Origin of the sequence: Streptomyces sp. NPDC000983, assembly GCF_040299205.1 — a bacterium.
In the GTDB taxonomy this organism is placed as follows: Bacteria; Actinomycetota; Actinomycetes; order Streptomycetales; family Streptomycetaceae; genus Streptomyces.
Genome location: NZ_JBEPBM010000003.1, coordinates 251,920 through 269,098 on the forward strand (window position 1 = coordinate 251,920; position 17,179 = coordinate 269,098).

The 17,179-nt window shown below is 73.2% G+C and carries 14 protein-coding genes; 6 read left to right on the plus strand and 8 right to left on the minus strand.

Annotated elements, in window-relative coordinates:
* The first annotated feature begins 59 nt into the window (after positions 1–59).
* A complete protein-coding gene (locus tag ABT296_RS05170) occupies positions 60–1,613 on the plus strand; it encodes an alpha/beta hydrolase (RefSeq protein WP_351923350.1) in 1,554 nt (517 codons plus the stop codon).
* A 65-nt stretch (positions 1,614–1,678) separates the two neighbouring features.
* Here the strand turns inward: ABT296_RS05170 and moeZ are convergent, their stop codons facing one another.
* From moeZ to ABT296_RS05205, 7 genes are all read right to left on the minus strand, one after another.
* Positions 1,679–2,857, minus strand: coding sequence for an adenylyltransferase/sulfurtransferase MoeZ (gene moeZ / locus ABT296_RS05175; RefSeq protein ID WP_351923352.1), 1,179 nt, complete (start codon positions 2,855–2,857; stop codon positions 1,679–1,681).
* Between the two features lie 63 nt (positions 2,858–2,920).
* Positions 2,921–3,670 carry a spherulation-specific family 4 protein gene (locus ABT296_RS05180; RefSeq protein ID WP_351923354.1) on the minus strand — a complete coding sequence of 250 codons (750 nt, stop codon included), beginning with the start codon at positions 3,668–3,670 and terminating at the stop codon, positions 2,921–2,923.
* Positions 3,658–4,617, minus strand: coding sequence for an NAD-dependent epimerase/dehydratase family protein (locus ABT296_RS05185; protein WP_351923356.1), 960 nt, complete (start codon positions 4,615–4,617; stop codon positions 3,658–3,660). The genes ABT296_RS05180 and ABT296_RS05185 overlap by 13 nt, the downstream gene beginning before the upstream one ends.
* Positions 4,618–4,746: 129 nt before the next feature.
* Complete coding sequence (locus tag ABT296_RS05190) at positions 4,747–5,955, minus strand: hypothetical protein (protein WP_351923358.1); 1,209 nt, start codon at positions 5,953–5,955, stop codon at positions 4,747–4,749.
* A gap of 275 nt (positions 5,956–6,230) precedes the next feature.
* Positions 6,231–7,982, minus strand: coding sequence for a DUF3492 domain-containing protein (locus ABT296_RS05195; RefSeq protein ID WP_351923360.1), 1,752 nt, complete (start codon positions 7,980–7,982; stop codon positions 6,231–6,233).
* A gap of 255 nt (positions 7,983–8,237) precedes the next feature.
* Entirely contained in the window at positions 8,238–9,725 is a 1,488-nt protein-coding gene (locus ABT296_RS05200) for a DUF3152 domain-containing protein (protein WP_351923362.1), read from the minus strand.
* Between the two features lie 7 nt (positions 9,726–9,732).
* Positions 9,733–10,746 (minus strand): alpha/beta fold hydrolase, encoded by a 1,014-nt coding sequence (locus tag ABT296_RS05205; RefSeq protein ID WP_351923364.1) that lies wholly within the window; start codon positions 10,744–10,746, stop codon positions 9,733–9,735.
* A 320-nt stretch (positions 10,747–11,066) separates the two neighbouring features.
* On the opposite strand from ABT296_RS05205, the gene ABT296_RS05210 reads away from it, so the two are divergent.
* The 4 genes from ABT296_RS05210 to ABT296_RS05225 all read left to right on the plus strand — a co-directional run bounded on the left by ABT296_RS05210 (position 11,067) and on the right by ABT296_RS05225 (position 12,960).
* Complete coding sequence (locus ABT296_RS05210; RefSeq protein ID WP_351923366.1) at positions 11,067–11,291, plus strand: Rv3202a family protein; 225 nt, start codon at positions 11,067–11,069, stop codon at positions 11,289–11,291.
* A 197-nt stretch (positions 11,292–11,488) separates the two neighbouring features.
* Positions 11,489–12,133: a TetR/AcrR family transcriptional regulator gene (locus tag ABT296_RS05215; RefSeq protein WP_351923368.1), complete on the plus strand. Its 645-nt coding sequence runs from the start codon at positions 11,489–11,491 to the stop codon at positions 12,131–12,133.
* Between the two features lie 134 nt (positions 12,134–12,267).
* Positions 12,268–12,495: a DUF3107 domain-containing protein gene (locus tag ABT296_RS05220; RefSeq protein ID WP_351923370.1), complete on the plus strand. Its 228-nt coding sequence runs from the start codon at positions 12,268–12,270 to the stop codon at positions 12,493–12,495.
* 195 nt (positions 12,496–12,690) lie between these two features.
* The gene (locus tag ABT296_RS05225; RefSeq protein ID WP_351923372.1) at positions 12,691–12,960 is read left to right on the plus strand and encodes a hypothetical protein; all 270 of its coding nucleotides are present in this window, start codon (positions 12,691–12,693) and stop codon (positions 12,958–12,960) included.
* A 267-nt stretch (positions 12,961–13,227) separates the two neighbouring features.
* Here the strand turns inward: ABT296_RS05225 and ABT296_RS05230 are convergent, their stop codons facing one another.
* On the minus strand, positions 13,228–13,992 hold the full coding sequence (locus ABT296_RS05230) for a ferritin-like fold-containing protein (protein WP_351923374.1): 765 nt from the start codon (positions 13,990–13,992) through the stop codon (positions 13,228–13,230).
* 482 nt (positions 13,993–14,474) lie between these two features.
* Here ABT296_RS05230 and ABT296_RS05235 point away from each other — a divergent pair, with 482 nt between their 5' ends.
* Positions 14,475–17,063 (plus strand): DEAD/DEAH box helicase, encoded by a 2,589-nt coding sequence (locus ABT296_RS05235; protein ID WP_351923376.1) that lies wholly within the window; start codon positions 14,475–14,477, stop codon positions 17,061–17,063.
* Positions 17,064–17,179 lie beyond the last annotated feature (116 nt).

Consider the following 17,179-nt stretch of genomic DNA (forward strand, 5'->3'; position numbering starts at 1 on the left):
CTATGGCCTGACAGCCATCCGCTGCACCGGTGCGGACGGCCTGCGAGGGGGTAGGGCACATGGCGCGATTCGTACGATGGGCGGCCCTGACGGCCGCCACGGCACTCCTGGTGACGGGCTGCGGCTCGGGGGGCGACGAGGGCGATGACGACAAGGGCGGCGAGGGGACCAGCAGCGGGACACCGTCGGCCGGTTCCCCGGACCCCGGCTCGCGGCTGCCCGCCGCACTGACCTCCCAGAAGCTCGACTGGAAGAAGTGCGAGGCCACCGAGGACTCCGCCGCGCCGGGCGACGAGTGGCGGTGCTCGACACTCAAGGTGCCCCTGGACTGGTCCGAACCGGAGGGCGAGACGATCGGCATCGCGCTGATCCGCTCCGAGGCGACCGGCGGCGACCGCATCGGCTCGCTGCTGTTCAACTTCGGCGGCCCCGGCGGCTCGGGCGTGTCGATGATGCCGTACTACTCCACGGTCGCGTCCGCCCTGCACAAGCGCTACGACCTGGTCAGCTTCGATCCACGCGGGGTCGCCGCCAGCGAGGGCGTGCGCTGCCGGGGCGACAAGGAGATCCAGGCCGCCGAGACCGTGGACGGCACCCCGGACACCGCGGCCGAGGAGACGGCCTACCTCAAGGACGCCGCCGACTTCGGCAAGGGCTGCGCGAAGTCGGCCGGGAAGCTGCTGGCGCACGTCTCCACCACCGACACCGCCCGCGACATGGACCTGATGCGCCAGGTTCTCGGCGACGACAAGCTGCACTACTTCGGCATCTCCTACGGCACCGAACTCGGCGGCGTGTACGCACACCTGTTCCCTCAGCGGGTGGGGCGGCTGGTCCTGGACGCGGTCGTCGACCCGAGCGCGGGCACCGTGGACCACGCCAAGAACCAGGCCCGGGGCTTCCAGCGCGCGCTGAACAACTACCTGAGGTCCACCGGCCAGGACCCCGAGGAGGGGTCACGGAAGATCGCGGACCTGCTGAAGCGGATCGACGCGGACCCGCTGCCGGCGTCGTCCGGCCGCGAGTTGACCCAGACCCTGGCCGTCACGGGCATCGTGCTGCCGCTGTACAGCGAGTCCAGCTGGCCGACGCTGACCAGTGCGCTGGAGGCGGCCGAGGACGGCGACGGCTCCGAGCTGCTGACGCTGGCCGACGGCTACAACGAGCGTGACGCCTCGGGGCGCTACGGCACGACGACGCACTCCCAACGGGTCATATCGTGCTTGGACGCGAAGCAGCGGCCGACCGTCGAGGAGACGAAGCGGCGGCTGCCGGAGTTCGATCGGATCTCACCGGTCTTCGGCGCGTTCCTGGGCTGGGACACGGCCGGCTGGTGCCACGAGTGGCCGGTGCCCGGACAGCACGACACCCCCGAGGTGAGCGCGCCCGGGGCGGCTCCGGTCCTGGTGGTCGGCAACACCGGCGACCCGGCGACGCCCTACGAGGGCGCCCGCAGGATGGCGGACGAACTGGGCAAGGGCGTCGGTGTGGTGCTCACCTGGAAGGGCGAGGGCCACGGCGCCTACGGCAGTGGCAGCGACTGCGTCGACTCCACGATCAACGCCTACCTGGTCTCCGGGACGGTGCCGAAGGACGGCAAGGTCTGCTCATGACGGCGGCGAGGGCCCCTGGCGCCGTCGGCACCCGGAGCCCCCGCCGTTCAGGCCGGGAGTTCGGCTCAGTAGACCGGCTTGCTCGGCTCGATCTGGTTGACCCAGCCGATCACGCCGCCGCCGACGTGCACGGCGTCGGAGAAGCCCGCGGACTTCAGGACGGCGAGGACTTCCGCACTGCGGACACCCGTCTTGCAGTGCAGGACGATCTTCTTGTCCTGCGGCAGGCCCTCCAGGGCGGTGCCCATGAGGAACTCGTTCTTCGGGATCAGCTTGGCGCCCGGGATGGAGACGATCTCGTACTCGTTGATCTCGCGGACGTCGATGATCTCGATGTTCTCGCCGTCGTCGATCCACTCCTTGAGCTGCTTGGGAGTGATCGTCGAACCGGCGGCCGCCTCCTGGGCCTCTTCGGAGACGACGCCGCAGAAGGCCTCGTAGTCGATGAGTTCGGTGACGGTCGGGTTCTCGCCGCAGACCGCGCAGTTCGGGTCCTTGCGGACCTTGACCTGGCGGTACTGCATCTCCAGGGCGTCGTAGATCATCAGTCGGCCGACCAGCGGGTCGCCGGTGCCGGTGAGGACCTTGATGGCCTCGGTGACCTGGATGGAGCCGATGGACGCGCAGAGCACGCCCAGGACGCCGCCCTCGGCGCAGGAGGGGACCATGCCGGGCGGCGGGGGCTCCGGGTAGAGGCAGCGGTAGCACGGCCCGTGCTCGGACCAGAAGACCGAGGCCTGACCGTCGAAGCGGTAGATCGAGCCCCACACGTACGGCTTGTTCAGCAGCACACAGGCGTCGTTCACCAGGTAGCGGGTGGCGAAGTTGTCCGTGCCGTCGACGATCAGGTCGTACTGGCTGAAGATGTCCATCACGTTGTCGGCCTCGAGCCGCTCCTCGTGAAGGACCACGTTCACGTACGGGTTGATGCCCAGGACGGAGTCACGGGCGGACGCGGCCTTGGAGCGGCCGATGTCGGCCTGGCTGTGGATGATCTGGCGCTGCAGGTTCGACTCGTCGACCTCGTCGAACTCCACGATGCCGAGGGTGCCGACGCCCGCGGCGGCCAGGTACATCAGCGCCGGCGAGCCCAGGCCGCCGGCGCCGACACAGAGCACCTTGGCGTTCTTCAGCCGCTTCTGCCCGTCCATCCCGACATCGGGGATGATCAGGTGGCGGGAGTACCTGCGGACCTCGTCTACGGTGAGCTCAGGAGCTGGCTCGACCAGGGGTGGCAGCGACACGGGGGCTCCGTTGGTCGGTTCATCACTACGGTTGTTCTCCCCGTAACAGTGCCATGGCCTTTTTCATTCCGAGACACCCGTTCCGATCCGCGAGACGATCTCGTCCCAGTAGCCGGGCATGGTCTCCCAGGGATCGAGGCGGCCGTCGCCGTCCGTGCGGTCGGTGAACCAGACGGTGGCGGCGCCCTGCCAGCGGGCGATGCGCAGTGCTTCCTCCAGGTGGCCGCGGGGTGTGCCGTGGACGAAGTGGCAGAAGCGGTCGGGGGGATAGTCCGCGGTCCACTCGGCGACCTGGGACCAGCGGTAGTCGCTCCACGGGCCGGAGAAGGTGACGAGTTGGTCGGCGACCTCGGCGTAGCCGGGGTAGGGGTGCAGACCGTGGCCGAGGACGAGGTGGGTGTCGTCGCGCAGGGTGCGCAGCGTGGCGAGGGTCCGGCGGATCTCCGGGAGCGCGGTCCGCTCCGCGGGGCAGCGGTCCAGGAGGAAGCCGTCGACCTGGTACCAGTCGAGGTAGCGGTGCGCCTCGGAGATCACCTCGCCGAAGGGCCGGGCGCCGTAGGTGGCGTCCAGGCGGCCGAGGACGCGGATTCCCGCGGTGCGCAGCCGGGCGGCCGCGTGCGCGCAGTGCGGGTCGGGGCGGCTGCCGGGGCCCTCCGCGACATCGAGGGCGGCCCAGTGCACCGGCGCGCCCGGACGGATGAGTTCGGCCCACTCGGCCGGGGCGACGAGCGGGTGGGCGAGCCCGGGGACGCCGAGTCCGGGGCGCAGGCCGGTGCCGGCGGTGTCCGGTGCGGCGCTGGTCAGATGCGGCATGCCGCCTCCATCCAGATGTCGGCGAGGGACTCCTCCAGATTGATCCGGGGGCGCCAGCCGAGCCGGTCGCGGGCGGTGCGCACATCGGCCTGCTGCCAGTTGCCGCAGCCGTCGGGGTACGGGTACGCGGCGGGGGCGGCGTGGTCGGACTCGGAACGGGGGTGGCCGATGGCGGCCCGCAGCGGGCCGGGCGGTCCGTCGAGTTCGTGGAGGGCGCCGCCGTATCCGGCGACGCGGGCGAGGACGGCGGCGGCGTCGCGCAGCCGCACGGCGCGGCCGGAGCCGATGTTGATGACGCCCTGTGCGGCGGAGAGCGAGGCCGCGTGCACGGCGCGGGCGACGTCGCGGACGTCGACGAAGTCGCGCTGGGCGCCGAGTCCGCCGAGCTTGAGTTCGCCGTCGCCGGACTGCATCGCGCGGCGCATCGCCTCGGCGAGCCGGCCGAGCGGGGTGCCGGCCGGGGTGCCGGGGCCGGCGGGCGAGAACACGCGCAGCACGACGGCGTCCAGGCCGGAGCCGAGGACGAGTTCGGTGGCCGCGAGCTTGCTCACCCCGTACGGGCCGCCGGGGCGGGGCACGGCGTCCTCGGCGGTGGAGGAGCCGGGCTGGCTGGGGCCGTACTCGGCGCCGCAGCCGATCTGCACCAGGCGCGCCCCGCAGCCGCTGCGGCGCAGTGCCTCGCAGACGGTGGCCACGGCCACGGTGTTGTGGCGGGTGAGCTCGCGGGCACCGCCCCGGGTGGCGCCGGCGCAGTTGATGACGACGCCCGGGTGGACCGCGTCGAGAAAGCGGGTGAGGGCACCGGGGCTGCCGGACGCGAGGTCGAAGCGGACGTCGGCGTCGTCGCCGCGGCCGAGGGCGGTGAGCTGGACGGCGGGGTCGGCGAGCAGACGGTCGGCGACGAACCGGCCGAGGTAGCCGTTGGCTCCGATCAGCAGGACTCTCATCGCGCGGCTCCCGTGGCCGAGAGCTCGGGTCGGGAGGTGATCATGTGAGGTTCTCCTTCAGAGGGGTGGTCGTGTCCTGCGGTGGCCCGGGCGTGTGGAGGGAGCACGTGCCCGTGGGCGCCGGGCGCGTCAGCACGGGGCGTCCGGTGCGGCGTGGGCCGAGGCCCGGGTCAGGGTGCGGGAGGAGTGGACGAGCAGGGCGAGGGCGCCCGCGCCGCAGGCGAGTGCGGGGACGGCGCCCGGCCCCCATGCGGTGACGAGCGACTCCACGGGGGCGGCGAGGAAGCCGCATCCGGGGAAGCGGGCCGCGAACGCCGAGGCGAGCGCCGCGGCTTGGGTCGCCGTCACGGCGGCGAGGACCGCCGCGGGGGCGTGTGTGAAACGGCGGGCGGAGAGGAGGCGCGCGAGGAGCAGCAGGGCGCCCAGGGTGAGGATCTGGGCGTGGGCGGCCGGCTCGCCGAGGACGGCGGCGCACAGGGCGGTGAGCGCGGTGAGCGCCGCCAGGAACAGGGCGAACGTGCCCAGCAGCAGGGGCTGTACGGAGGTGGTGTACTCGGCGAGGCCACGGCTGGCGACGAGTCTGCGGCGGGCGCGGGCGGCGAAGAGGTGGGCGCACGCGGCGGCGGGGGCGCAGGCCAGTGCCAGGGCGAGGAGCCCCGAGGTGTCCGGCGGCCACAGAGCGTCCGGGTGGCGGGTGGGCAGGATGTCGGGGCCGGGGGTGAGGAGGGCACGGAGCAGTCCGTCGCCGAGTGCCGCGTAAGCGATCAGGCAGCAGGCCCAGAGCCCGGTGGGGCGTGGGGCGCGGGCCGCGATGCGCAGGGGGCCGCGGGAGAGGGCGACGCGCAGGCCGACGGTGACGGCGGCGGTCGTGAGGGCGGCCACGGCCAGGCGTGCCTGGCCGTCGGTGAGCCGCATCCCGGTCACGCCCGCCGCGCACAGCACCCCGGGGAGCAGGGCGAGCAGCGCCCGGTCTGCCTGGGCCCGGGGGGCTTCCGGGACCGCGGTGCGTGCCGGGGCGTCGCCGTCGCGGGGCACGCGCGCGTACATCTCCTCGGCGAGGGAGAAGACGTCCCGGTGGCGGAAGCGGGCCGCGGTGCGGTCGGTGACGCCGTGCGCCTCCAGGCCGGCGGCGATCTCCAGGGCGTCCACGGCCCGTTCGCACAGCTCCCGATGCCGGTGCATCAGCGCCTTCACGGGGTCGGCCGCGGTCCGGGGGCGGACGGGACTGCGGCGCCGCTCGACCGGCTCCGCGACTGTCGGCGCGCCTGTCGTCGACGCGCCTGCCGTCGACGCCGGGACGGCCGACTGCACGGGGACCGCCGTCTCCGGCACAGCCACAGCGTCCGGCTCCCCCACCGACCCGAACGACCCGACCGACTCCACCGAACCGACCGACCCGAACGACCCGAACGCCGCCGCCAACCCCGTGGGATCCGCACCGTATCCAGGCTCCGCCGCGACCCGGTCCATGTCGGAAGCAGCGCGCTCCCGCTCCGTCCTGGCAGGGCCTGCAGCCGGCTCCTCCGGGTCGACCGCGCGCCGGTCCTCGGACCGTGCCCCCCGCGCTCCGGGGCCGGCCGGTGTCCCGGGGCGGTCCAGTTCACCGAGGCCGCTCACAGCGCTCCCTCCGGAGTCACGCGCGAGGTGGCCCGTACGGGCGGCCCCGGTGGCCAGGCGGGGCCGCCGCGGGCGACGAGCCGCGCGGCCGGGCCGGTCCAGCGGCCGGGGAGATGGGCTTCGGCGGGGAAGGCGAACGGCAGGGGGTCGCCGGCCTCGTCGAGGACCACCCGGCGGACCGGGCAGCGCGCGACGACCTCCAGGTAAATGCCGTGAAATGCCGTCACGTTCTGCTCGACGGTGAAGAGTTCCAGGGCACGCGCGCGTGCGGCGGCGCCCAGGCGCTCCCGGCGCTCGGGGTCGCGCAGCAGCGCCACGCACGCCTCGGCGAGCGCCCGCGGATTGCGCGGGGGCACGACGAGTCCGGTGCCGCCGATGACCTCCACCACCGCGCCGACGTCGGTGGAGACCGTCGCGCGACCGCAGAGCATGGCCTCGACGAGGCTGAGCGGGAAGCCCTCCACCACGCTGGACAGCACGGTGACGGCGCCCGAGCCGTACGCTTCGGCCGGTGTCGGCAGCTCCGGACCGCCGGGCTCCTCGAAGGAGACGGGGTTGTCGCCGACGGCGTGCGGACCGTCCGCCTCGTCGGGGAACAGTTGCGCGGCCAGCGCCTTGCAGTGGCCGAGGTACGCCTCGCCCTCGGCGCCGACGGGGCAGCCGACGACACGCAGCCGGGTCTTCGGCTCCTCCTTGCGGATCTCGGCGAACGCGTGGAGCAGCGACACCAGGTCCTTGGCGGGCTCGACGCGGCCGACCCAGACGACGGTGTCCGGGTCGGCGCTCTCCGGGGCCTCGCCGACCTCCGTGAAGCGGGCGGCGTCCATGCCGGGGTGGACGGTGCGCTGCTTGGCGCGGTCGGCCCCGCAGTGCTCCTGCCAGCGGCGGGCGTGCGCGTTGCCGGCGGTGACGATCTCGGCCCGGCCGTAGATCTCCGCGGCGAGTCGGCCGTGGAAGGCCGCGAGCAGGGCGCGTACGGCGGGCGGGGCGTCGGAGGCGGCGAGGTAGTGCGTGCGCAGCCGTACGCCGTACTCGGTGACGACCAGGGGGACGCCGAAGAAGTGGTGGGCGAGGAGTCCGGGCAGCGCCGCCGGTCCGCCGGAGGCGGCGTGGCAGAGGTCGACCGAGCCCAGTCCGTCCTCCTCGTACCAGTCGAGGGAGAGGGGGCGCAGGGCGCGCTCCAGGGACGCGGCGACCGTGAGCAGTTCGGGGACGCGTGCCTCGCGGGCCGCGCGGAGGGCGCCCGGCGCACGGCAGGCGCGCTCCAGCGCCCGTACGGCGGTCTCGGAGCGGAGTGCTGCGGCCAGGCCGCCCTCGTCGCGGGCGAGTTCGGCGAGCCCGTACAGCGCGTTGCCGAAACGGTCCGCCATGTCGGCCGACCCGTCCGCGGCGCGTTCTCCGTCGGCTCCGGAGCACACGACCGCCGCCAGCGCTCCGTAGTACTCCGTGAACCGCCGGCGCGCGTGGCGGCCGCGCGCCCATCCGTCACCCGTGACGACCCGGCCGACCAGGCCCTTGAGCCGGCCGCCGCCGAGGTCGTCGTCGGCGCTCCAGAGCGGCGCCGTACGCACCCGCCTGACCTGCGGCGGCAGCGGGATCCAGCCCTCGTCCTCCTGGCGCTCGCTGCTGCTGAGCGCGTAGACGTCGAATTCGTGCTGCCCGAGCCCGCGCACGAGCCGGTCGCACCAGAGCCTGGCGTCACCGCTCACATACGGATAGCCACCCTCCGTAAGCAGTCCGATGCGCACGTGTGCACCCCCGATCTCCCTTAAGGGGAGCCGCCGTTGACCCGGCGGCTCGCAGCGGGACGAACGTATGCGGACAAGGCGGTGGCGCGACGGACGGTTGTCCATCGCGCCACCAGAAGGGGTGAACGGTCGTAACTTTCCGGTGCGGGTCGCGTTCGCCGACGCTAAGAGATCAAGCGGGCACGTTCCGCCACGACGGCGCCCGCCACGGGCCGCGCGGGGCCCGCGGACCGGCGTGTCCCGTCGCTGCCGCCGTCACTCCCCCGGGTAGGCCCAGGGATTCGCGCGGCAGGTGATTCCGTCGTGGTTCAGGAACTTGGTCTGCTGCTGCATGACCGGGGCGAGGTCGCCGTCCTTGTCGCAGGTCACATGGCGGAAGCCGAGCCGGTGGCCGATCTCGTGGTTGATGAGCATCTGGCGGTAGGCGTGGATCTCGTCGCCGTAGGTCTTCGAACCCTGTGCCCACCGGTAGGCGTTGATCATGACCCGCTCGGTGGAGGCCGAGTCGCAGGAGACGTTGTCGACAGTGGTGTCCAGGCCGGACTTGGCGCACCAGTCCGCGGTCGTCCCCGGGCTGGCCAGGGTGATCACGAAGTCGGGCTCGCCGGAGTGGATCCGCTCGAAGGTCCGGGCGCCGTCGTGGGCCCAGCTCCGGTCGTCGTTCAGCGTCTTCTGCACGGCCTGCGCGAAGAGTTCGGCGTCGAGGCCGAGCCCCTCCTCCACGTCGACGCGGTAGGTGAACTTCTGCCCCTTGCCGGGTGCCTTGTCGACGCCCGGCACGGCCTCGAACTTCCCCGACCCGTCGAGGTCTGCGCTCAGGGCGTAGGTACGGCCCATCTTCTGCTGGTACGTGAGCGGCACCACCGGCGACTCGGAGGGCGTGGGCCGTCCGTCCCCGCGCGAGGCGGAGTCCCGCGTGTCCCGTGCCTGGTCGGTGGCGGCCTGCGGCTGCGCGTCGGCCTCCTCGCCCCGGTTCGTGATCTGCCCGGCGACCACGACCGCGAGCACGGTGATGATCGCGGCGGCCGCGATGCCGGTGAAGGCGCGCCCCTTGGAACCGCGGCCGGGGGCGGGTGCGCCGGTGGGCGCGGGGTGGTCGGCCCCGGTCCCGCCCGGCACGCCGACGTCGGGGGCGGACCAGTCGGTGACCAGGGCATACGGGTCGGCGCTCGTCCGTGGGGTGAAGACGTCGGCGCCCTCGTCGAACGCGTCGAGGTAGTCCTGCCGGGGCCCGCCCCGCGCACCCGTGGGCCGCTGTCGCGGTATCCCGGCGCCCGTCCGCGCCGGTCCCCGCCTCATGTCGCCCCATCCGCCGCCGGTTTCACGCTGTTCGGGGTGCCCGCCGCGCACCGGCGGAAACCCGTGCGCGGGGGTGCCGTCGGGAAACCGGGGGCTGCCGTGCGCGGGGGTGCCGTCCGGAAGCCGCGGAAAACCGTGGGCGGGCGTCCCGTCAGGAAGGCGCGGGAAGCCGTGCGCGGGCGTTCCGTCCGGGAGCCGGGGAAAGCCGTGGGCCGGCGTTCCGTCAGGAAGGCGCGGCCCAGGGCGAGCGGATGCTCCGTCAGGGAATCTGGTCCCGGGACGGACTGACGAGTCGTCGGGAAAGCGCGGCACCCCGCGGGCCGGGGTCCCGTCGGATACCCGCGGCCCTCCGGAGGGCGGGGCCGCCTGCGGTGCCCCCCGCCGTCCGGCGGTGCCCTTGGGCTCCCCCTTGGGCGCGGGCCCGCGGCGGCTGTGGCGTCCCACTCGCGGCTCAGCTCCTCATGGTCTCGGTCACGGCCCCGCCTGCGTCCGGGGCCGTGTCGGCAGCACCCGCGGACTCGGCGAGCAGCTCCCGGAAGGCCCGCGCCACCACGTCCGGGTACTCCATCATTGCCACGTGCCCGGCCTCCGGAAGGCTCAGCAGCCGGGATCCGCGAAAGGCGCGGGCGGCCCGCTGGGCCATGCGATAGCCGACGAGCTGGTCCCTGCCGCCGTAGACGAGGAGCGTCGGGGCGAGGACCCGCTCGGCCTGGCGCCAGAGCGCGTGCTGGCCACCAAGCGTGTACGCGTTGACGATACCGCGTGCGGAACGCGTCATCGCGTCCCAGAAGTAGGGCAGTTGGAGCCGGCGCTCCATCTCCTCGACGGCGTGGCGGAACCCTTCGGGCGAGACCCGCTCGGGGTCGCCGTAGCAGAGGGCCGTGACTCCGCGGACCCGCTGTTCCGCCGACCATCCCCTGGTGAGCCGGGAGAAGAGCCCGGTGATTCCGGGCAGCGCGAGCAGCGCCGTGGGGACGGCGGTGCGCTGGACCAGGATCTCGGGGAGGGCGGGCGACACGAGCGTGAGCGTACGGACCAGGTCCGGCCGTACGGCGGCGACGCGCGTGGCGACGGCGCCGCCGAGCGAATTGCCGAAGAGGTGCACGGGACCGCGCCCGGAGGCGTCGAGGTAGCGAATGACGGCGCGCGCGTGGGCGGTGACCGAGTAGTCGCCGTCGTCCGGCGGCGGGGAGTCACCGAAGCCGGGCAGGTCGACGGCCTCGCCGTCGACGGCCGTCTCCAGCTCCAGCATCAGCGCCGACCAGTTCTGCGAGGAACCGCCGAGGCCGTGGACGAAGAGCGCGGGCGGCAGGCCCTCGCGGACCGGCGGCCTGGACCGCACCGACAGGGTGATGCCCGGCAGTCCGACCGACCTCAGCCGCTCTCCCTCGGCGACCCTGACGGTCGCCACCTTCGGCAGTACGTTGGCCGCCGGGGCGGCGGACGGCAGCTCGGTCGAAGACATGCGGGCAATGTTACGAGACGATCACGCAGTGGTTCATGTGTTCGCCGTCACAAGCTTCTCGTGTGTCCCGCACCCACACTCGGCGCCGCCCACATGGCTTCGCCCGACCGACCGGACGCCCCACCGTCCCCACCGTCCGGACGCGCAGGCCAGAGCAGGGGCCGGGCGCACAGCCGGGCCGCACGGGCCGGATACGCGCGGAGTGACCCCGCGGACGCGCATCGCATAGCGTCCGGATCGGGTGTCTCCTAGGCTCGAGAAGAGGGCACCCGCTGTGGCCCCTGCTTCTCCCAGGGACGTTCGTAGGAAGGGAGCCCGCCATGACCGTAGACCCCACCGACCCCGAGACCTTCGAGGACGAGGACAGCCGGCGATCCGAGGAGTTCGACGTCGAGGCGCCCGCGGCCGACGCGGCCGAGCAGCAGGCCGCCGTGACCCCCGACCGCGACGATCCGCTGGACGGTGCCGACCAGGACCGGGCCAACGTCGCCGACCTGGCGGAACAGGCACGGGTCGTCTCGCTGGACGAGGACGACTATCGGTGACGTGCGCCGTCACCGGGCAGCGCTGAGCTGGAGGGAGGCCGATTTTTGCCCGGCTCACCCGGCTTTCAAACCTTCCATACGGCTTTCGCCACCGTCCGGTCCGTGAAATTCTGCGCTCGCACCGCGCACACCACGGTTACCGAAAAGTACGATGGCGGCGCGGCGCACACCGCAAGTGGACGATTTTGGGAGGCGGCGTGACAGCCATCGAGCAGACAGAGGCGGCGCGCCCGCGAGGGACGCGCCTGCCGCGCCGTGCCCGACGCAATCAGCTGCTGGGTGCCGCGCAGGAAGTCTTCGTGGCGCAGGGCTACCACTCGGCCGCGATGGACGACATCGCCGAGCGGGCCGGGGTCAGCAAGCCGGTGCTCTACCAGCACTTCCCGGGCAAGCTCGACCTCTACCTCGCCCTGCTGGACCAGCACTGCGAGGCGCTGATCCAGTCCGTGCGGCACGCGCTCGCGTCGACGACCGACAACAAGCAGCGGGTCCGCGCGACCATGGACGCCTACTTCGCCTACGTCGAGGACGACGGTGGCGCCTTCCGACTGGTCTTCGAGTCGGACCTGACCAACGAGCCCGCGGTGCGCGAGCGCGTGGACAAGGTCACCAACGAGTGCGCCGAGGCGATCTGCGAGGTCATCGCCGAGGACACGGGGCTCTCCCGTGACGAGTCGATGCTGCTGGCCTCCGGTCTGGGCGGGCTCGCCCAGGTGGTGGCCCGCTCCTGGCTGCACAGCGACCGCAGCGTCCCGCGCGACCAGGCGGTGCAGTTGCTGACCTCGCTGGCCTGGCGCGGTATCGCGGGTTTCCCCCTGCACGGCATCGACCAGCAGCACTGACGGCAGCTTGTTCCCGTCCGCTGTTCGCTCCTGGCGTTCTTGCGCGGAGCGTGAACGTCCCCTCACCGGGCTAATGTGTGCGGGGTACGGCGCGGAAGGTCGCGCACTTCACTGACCGTCGGAGGGACATAGCCGTGGAGGTCAAGATCGGCGTGCAGCACGCGCCCCGCGAGATCGTTCTGGAGAGCGGTCAGAGTGCCGAGGACGTCGAGCGGGCGGTGTCCGAGGCGCTCGCGGGCAAGACGGCGCTGCTGAGCCTCGTGGACGAGCACGGCCGCAAGGTCCTCGTCCCGGCCGACCGCCTCGCGTACGTCGAGCTCGGTGAGCCGGCCCCGCGCAAGGTGGGCTTCGGCGCGCTGTAGGCGACAGCTGACAGGGAAGGGCCCGGCGGTTCACGAACCGCCGGGCCCTTCGTCGTTCCTCGACCGCCGCACGACCCGGACTCCTTCACGGATGGCCCACAGGAGGCACACACAGGAGGATTGGATTCCGCAGGTCAGGGGTAAGACCGGCTACGACCGATATGGGCAGGCCGACCGTGTGGGAGGGACCCCAACATGCTCTTGGAAGCGCTGAGCTCCGCGATCCTCGGCCTGGCTCTGGCATGGGCGGCGGCCCGCCGCTTCCCCCACCGTCTGCCCTCCCGCACGCTGGTCCTGCCGACCGGTGTGGCGGGCGCGCTGTTCGGCGCCTTCATCACGCACACGGCACTGGATCTGGGCAACCTGTTCCTGATCCTCGCCGGTTCGGCAGCGGTCTCGGCGGCCTCCCTCTCCCTCCTCCTCCGCCCCACAACCAGACGCCTGAACCGCAGCGCCACAGCCTGACCCGCCCCAAGGCATCCCACCTATAGGGGCGCGAGGAACTGCGCGACAAGCCCCCACGCACCCGCACCCACCACAGGGGCGCGAGGAACTGCGCGAGAAACCCCCACCAAGCCGCACCCAAACACCCGGCGCGAGGCCCCCATCAGGGGCGCGGGGAACTGCGCGAAAACTCCCACGCACCCGCACCCGCACCCGCACCCGAACACAAGGCAGGGCACCGGCCCAGAACACGCACCGGCACCCTGACAGCACAACCCAAGCGGAGCGCTACGCGGCCAACCCCAACGCAGCCATCCGCTTCGTGTGCGCCTCAGTGATCCGCGAGAACATCCGCCCGACCTCCGCGAGGTCGAACCCGTCCGCCACACCGCCCACCAGCATCGTCGACAGCGCGTCCCGGTCGGCGACCACCCGCTGGGACTGCGACAGCGCCTCCCCCATCAACCGCCGGGCCCACAGCGCGAGCCGCCCGCCCACCCGGGGGTCGGCGTCGATGGCGGCGCGGACCTTCTCCACGGCGAACCCGGCGTGCCCCGTGTCGTCCAGCACGGCCAGGACCAGCTCCCGCGTGTCCGAGTCGAGGCGCGCCGCGACCTCGCGGTAGAAGTCGCTGGCGATCGAGTCGCCGACGTACGCCTTGACGAGCCCCTCCAGCCAGTCGGACGGCGCCGTCTGCTTGTGGAACCCGTCCAGCGCGGCGACGAACGGCTCCATCGCGAGCGTCGGCTCCTCACCGATCGACGTCAGCCGGTCACGCAACTGCTCGAAGTGGTGGAACTCCGCCGACGCCATCTTCGCCAGCTCCGCCTTGTCCGCCAGGGTCGGCGCGAGCTTGGCGTCCTCCGCGAGCCGCTCGAACGCGGCGAGCTCCCCGTACGCCAGTGCGCCGATCAGGTCGACGACCGCGGCGCGGTACTGCGGATCGGCCGAGGCGGTCGCCCAGTCCTGGGCGGCGACCCCGGTGTGCTCGACAGGGGCTTCCGCGCTGTCCGCGGCCGGCTCAGGCTTGTCAGAGGTGGTCATGGAGCGCACAATAGCCCGCTCTCCGCAGGGGGGAAGTCCCTGGTCAATCAGTGTGACAACGACTACGTGACCAAATCGGCCATCGCATGTGCGCGATTCCGGGGTATGGTGGTAATGCGCCTGCTGAGTACGTCGACGCTGTTCGACGGAATCTCGACGGGCCGCGTGTATGAGGATGCCCGGTCGGTGGCCCGATCGGCTCCGACCCGACAGCCCCTCGTCCGTACGGCACTGTGCGTACGGATTCCCGGGGGGACACCCTCAGCGGTACGAGCGCTAGAGCGTCGGCAGTGGTCCCGTGCCCTACGGCTTGCCCGTAAGGCAGCCGACGTCCCCGGCACGGTCCGTCCAAGACCCCCTCGCTCGCCTCGCACCGCGTACACAGAAGAGGCAGCACCCTGACTACCACCTTCCGAGAGCTCGGAATCCTCCCCGAGACCGCCGAGGCGCTTGAGGCCGTCGGCATCGTCACCCCCTTCCCCATCCAGGAGATGACGCTCCCCGTCGCCCTCTCGGGCACCGACGTCATCGGCCAGGCCAAGACCGGCACCGGCAAGACGCTGGGTTTCGGCCTCCCGCTCCTGGAGCGCGTCACCGTTCCCGCCGACGTCGAGGCCGGGCGCGCCAAGCCCGAGGACCTGACCGACGCCCCGCAGGCGCTCGTCGTCGTCCCCACCCGCGAGCTGTGCACCCAGGTCACCAACGACCTGCTGACCGCCGGCAAGGTGCGTAACGTCCGCGTACTCGCCATCTACGGCGGGCGGGCCTACGAGCCCCAGGTCGAGGCCCTGAAGAAGGGCGTCGACGTCATCGTCGGCACCCCGGGCCGGCTGCTGGACCTCGCGGGCCAGAAGAAGCTCAACCTCAAGCACGTCAGGGCGCTCGTCCTCGACGAGGCCGACGAGATGCTCGACCTGGGCTTCCTGCCCGACGTCGAGAAGATCATCAACATGCTTCCGGCCCGCCGCCAGACCATGCTGTTCTCGGCGACCATGCCGGGCGCGGTCATCGGTCTCGCGCGCCGTTACATGTCGCAGCCCACCCACATCCGCGCCACCGCGCCGGACGACGAGGGTGCGACGGTCGCGAACATCTCGCAGCACGTGTACCGCGCGCACAACATGGACAAGCCCGAACTGGTCGCGCGCATACTGCAGGCCGACGGCCGGGGACTGGCCATGGTCTTCTGCCGCACCAAGCGCACCGCCGCCGACCTCGCCGACCAGCTCAAGCAGCGTGGCTTCGCCTCCGGCGCGGTCCACGGCGACCTGGGGCAGGGCGCCCGTGAGCAGGCGCTGCGGGCCTTCCGCAACGGCAAGGTGGACGTCCTCGTCTGCACCGACGTCGCCGCCCGCGGCATCGACGTCGAGGGCGTGACGCACGTCATCAACTACCAGTCGCCGGAAGAGGAGAAGACGTACCTGCACCGCATCGGCCGTACCGGCCGCGCGGGCGCCTCGGGTACGGCGATCACCCTCGTCGACTGGGACGACATCCCGCGCTGGCAGCTGATCAACAAGGCGCTGGACCTCAAGTTCAACGACCCGGTGGAGACGTACTCCACCTCCCCGCACCTCTTCGAGGAGCTGAAGATCCCCGCGGGCACCAAGGGTGTGCTGCCGCGCTCGGAGCGCACGCGCGCCGGGCTCGACGCGGAGGAGCTCGAGGACCTCGGCGAGACGGGCGGCCGCGGTGGACGCGGGCGCGGTGGCCGGGGTGATCGCGGCGACGGCCGGGACGAGTCCCGTTCCGGAGAGCGCGAGCGCTCGGCACGCAGCCCGCGCAACCGGCGCCGTACCCGTGGCGGAGCCACCCTGGACGGTGCCGCGGCGCCGGCCGGCACGGACGCGCCCGAGGCGACGCCGATCGCCGAGGAGGCCGCCGGCACCCGTACCCCGCGTCGCCGTCGCCGCACCCGCGGTGGAGCGGCGCCGGAGTCGGTGGCGGCCACGCCCGCGGTGACGGAGTCCGCGCAGGCCGCCGTCGACACGGCCGAGGCGAGCACCGAGCCGATCGCTGAGGCGCTCACCGAGGCACCGGCGAAGCCGCGCCGCCGCCGTACCCGCAAGCCCGCGGCGGCCACGGTGGTCCCGGCGGAGGCGACGGTCGTCGAGACCCCGCAGCCGGTCGTCGAGAGCCCGCAGCCGGTCGTGGAAGCGACGCAGCCGGTCGTGGAGGCCCCGCAGGCCGTCGTCGCCGAGGCCGCGGCCGCGGAGTCCGAGGCCGTGGTCACCAGGCCGCGTCGCCGTACCCGCAAGGCGGTCGAGCCGGCCGCCGAGGCCGTGCTCGACACGGCGGAGGCCGTCGAGGCCAAGCCCGCCACCCGTCGTACCCGCAAGGCGACGGCCGAGGTCGCGGTCGACACCGCCGAGGCCAAGCCCGCCGCGCGCCGCACCCGCAAGGCCACCACGGCCGCCCCGGAGACGGCCGCCGAGGAAGCGCCCAAGGCTCGCCGGACCCGCAAGGCCGCGGCGACCGCCGAGGCCGCGCTCGACACGGCCGAGGCCGTCGAGGCCAAGCCCGCCACCCGTCGTACCCGCAAGGCCGCCACGGCCACCGTCGAGCCCGCCGGCATCCCGGCCCAGGCCACGGCGGAGGTCACCGAGGTCAAGCCGCGCCGTACCCGCAAGGCGACGGCCGAGGTCGCGGTCGACACCGCCGAGGCCGCCGAGGCCAAGCCCGCGGTGCGCCGCACCCGCAAGGCAGCCGTGGCCGCCCCGGAGGCGGAGGCCAAGCCGCGCCGTACCCGCAAGGCCGCGGTGAGCGCCGAGGCCGCGCTCGACACGGCGGAGGCCGTCGAGGCCAAGCCCGCCGCGCGCCGCACCCGCAAGGCCACCACGGCCGCCCCGGAAGCGGTCGCCGAGGAAGCGCCCAAGGCTCGCCGTACGCGCAAGGTGGCCGAGTCGGCCGAGATCCCGGCCCAGGCCGGGGAGGAGCCGACGGCCCCGCGTCGCCGGACCCGGAAGACGGCCCAGGCCGCGGTGGACACCGCGGCCGACACCGCCGAGGCGACCGAGGCCAAGCCCCGGACCCGCCGCCCCCGCAAGACCGCGGTGGCCGCGGAGCCCACGGAGAGCTGATCCCCCGTACCGAACGGCCCGGTCCCACGTCGAGTGGGACCGGGCCGTTCGGCGTTCACGCCCGGCACCGTCCGCGACGGCTGACCCCCCACCCCGCGAAATCCGTCCGCCCCGCG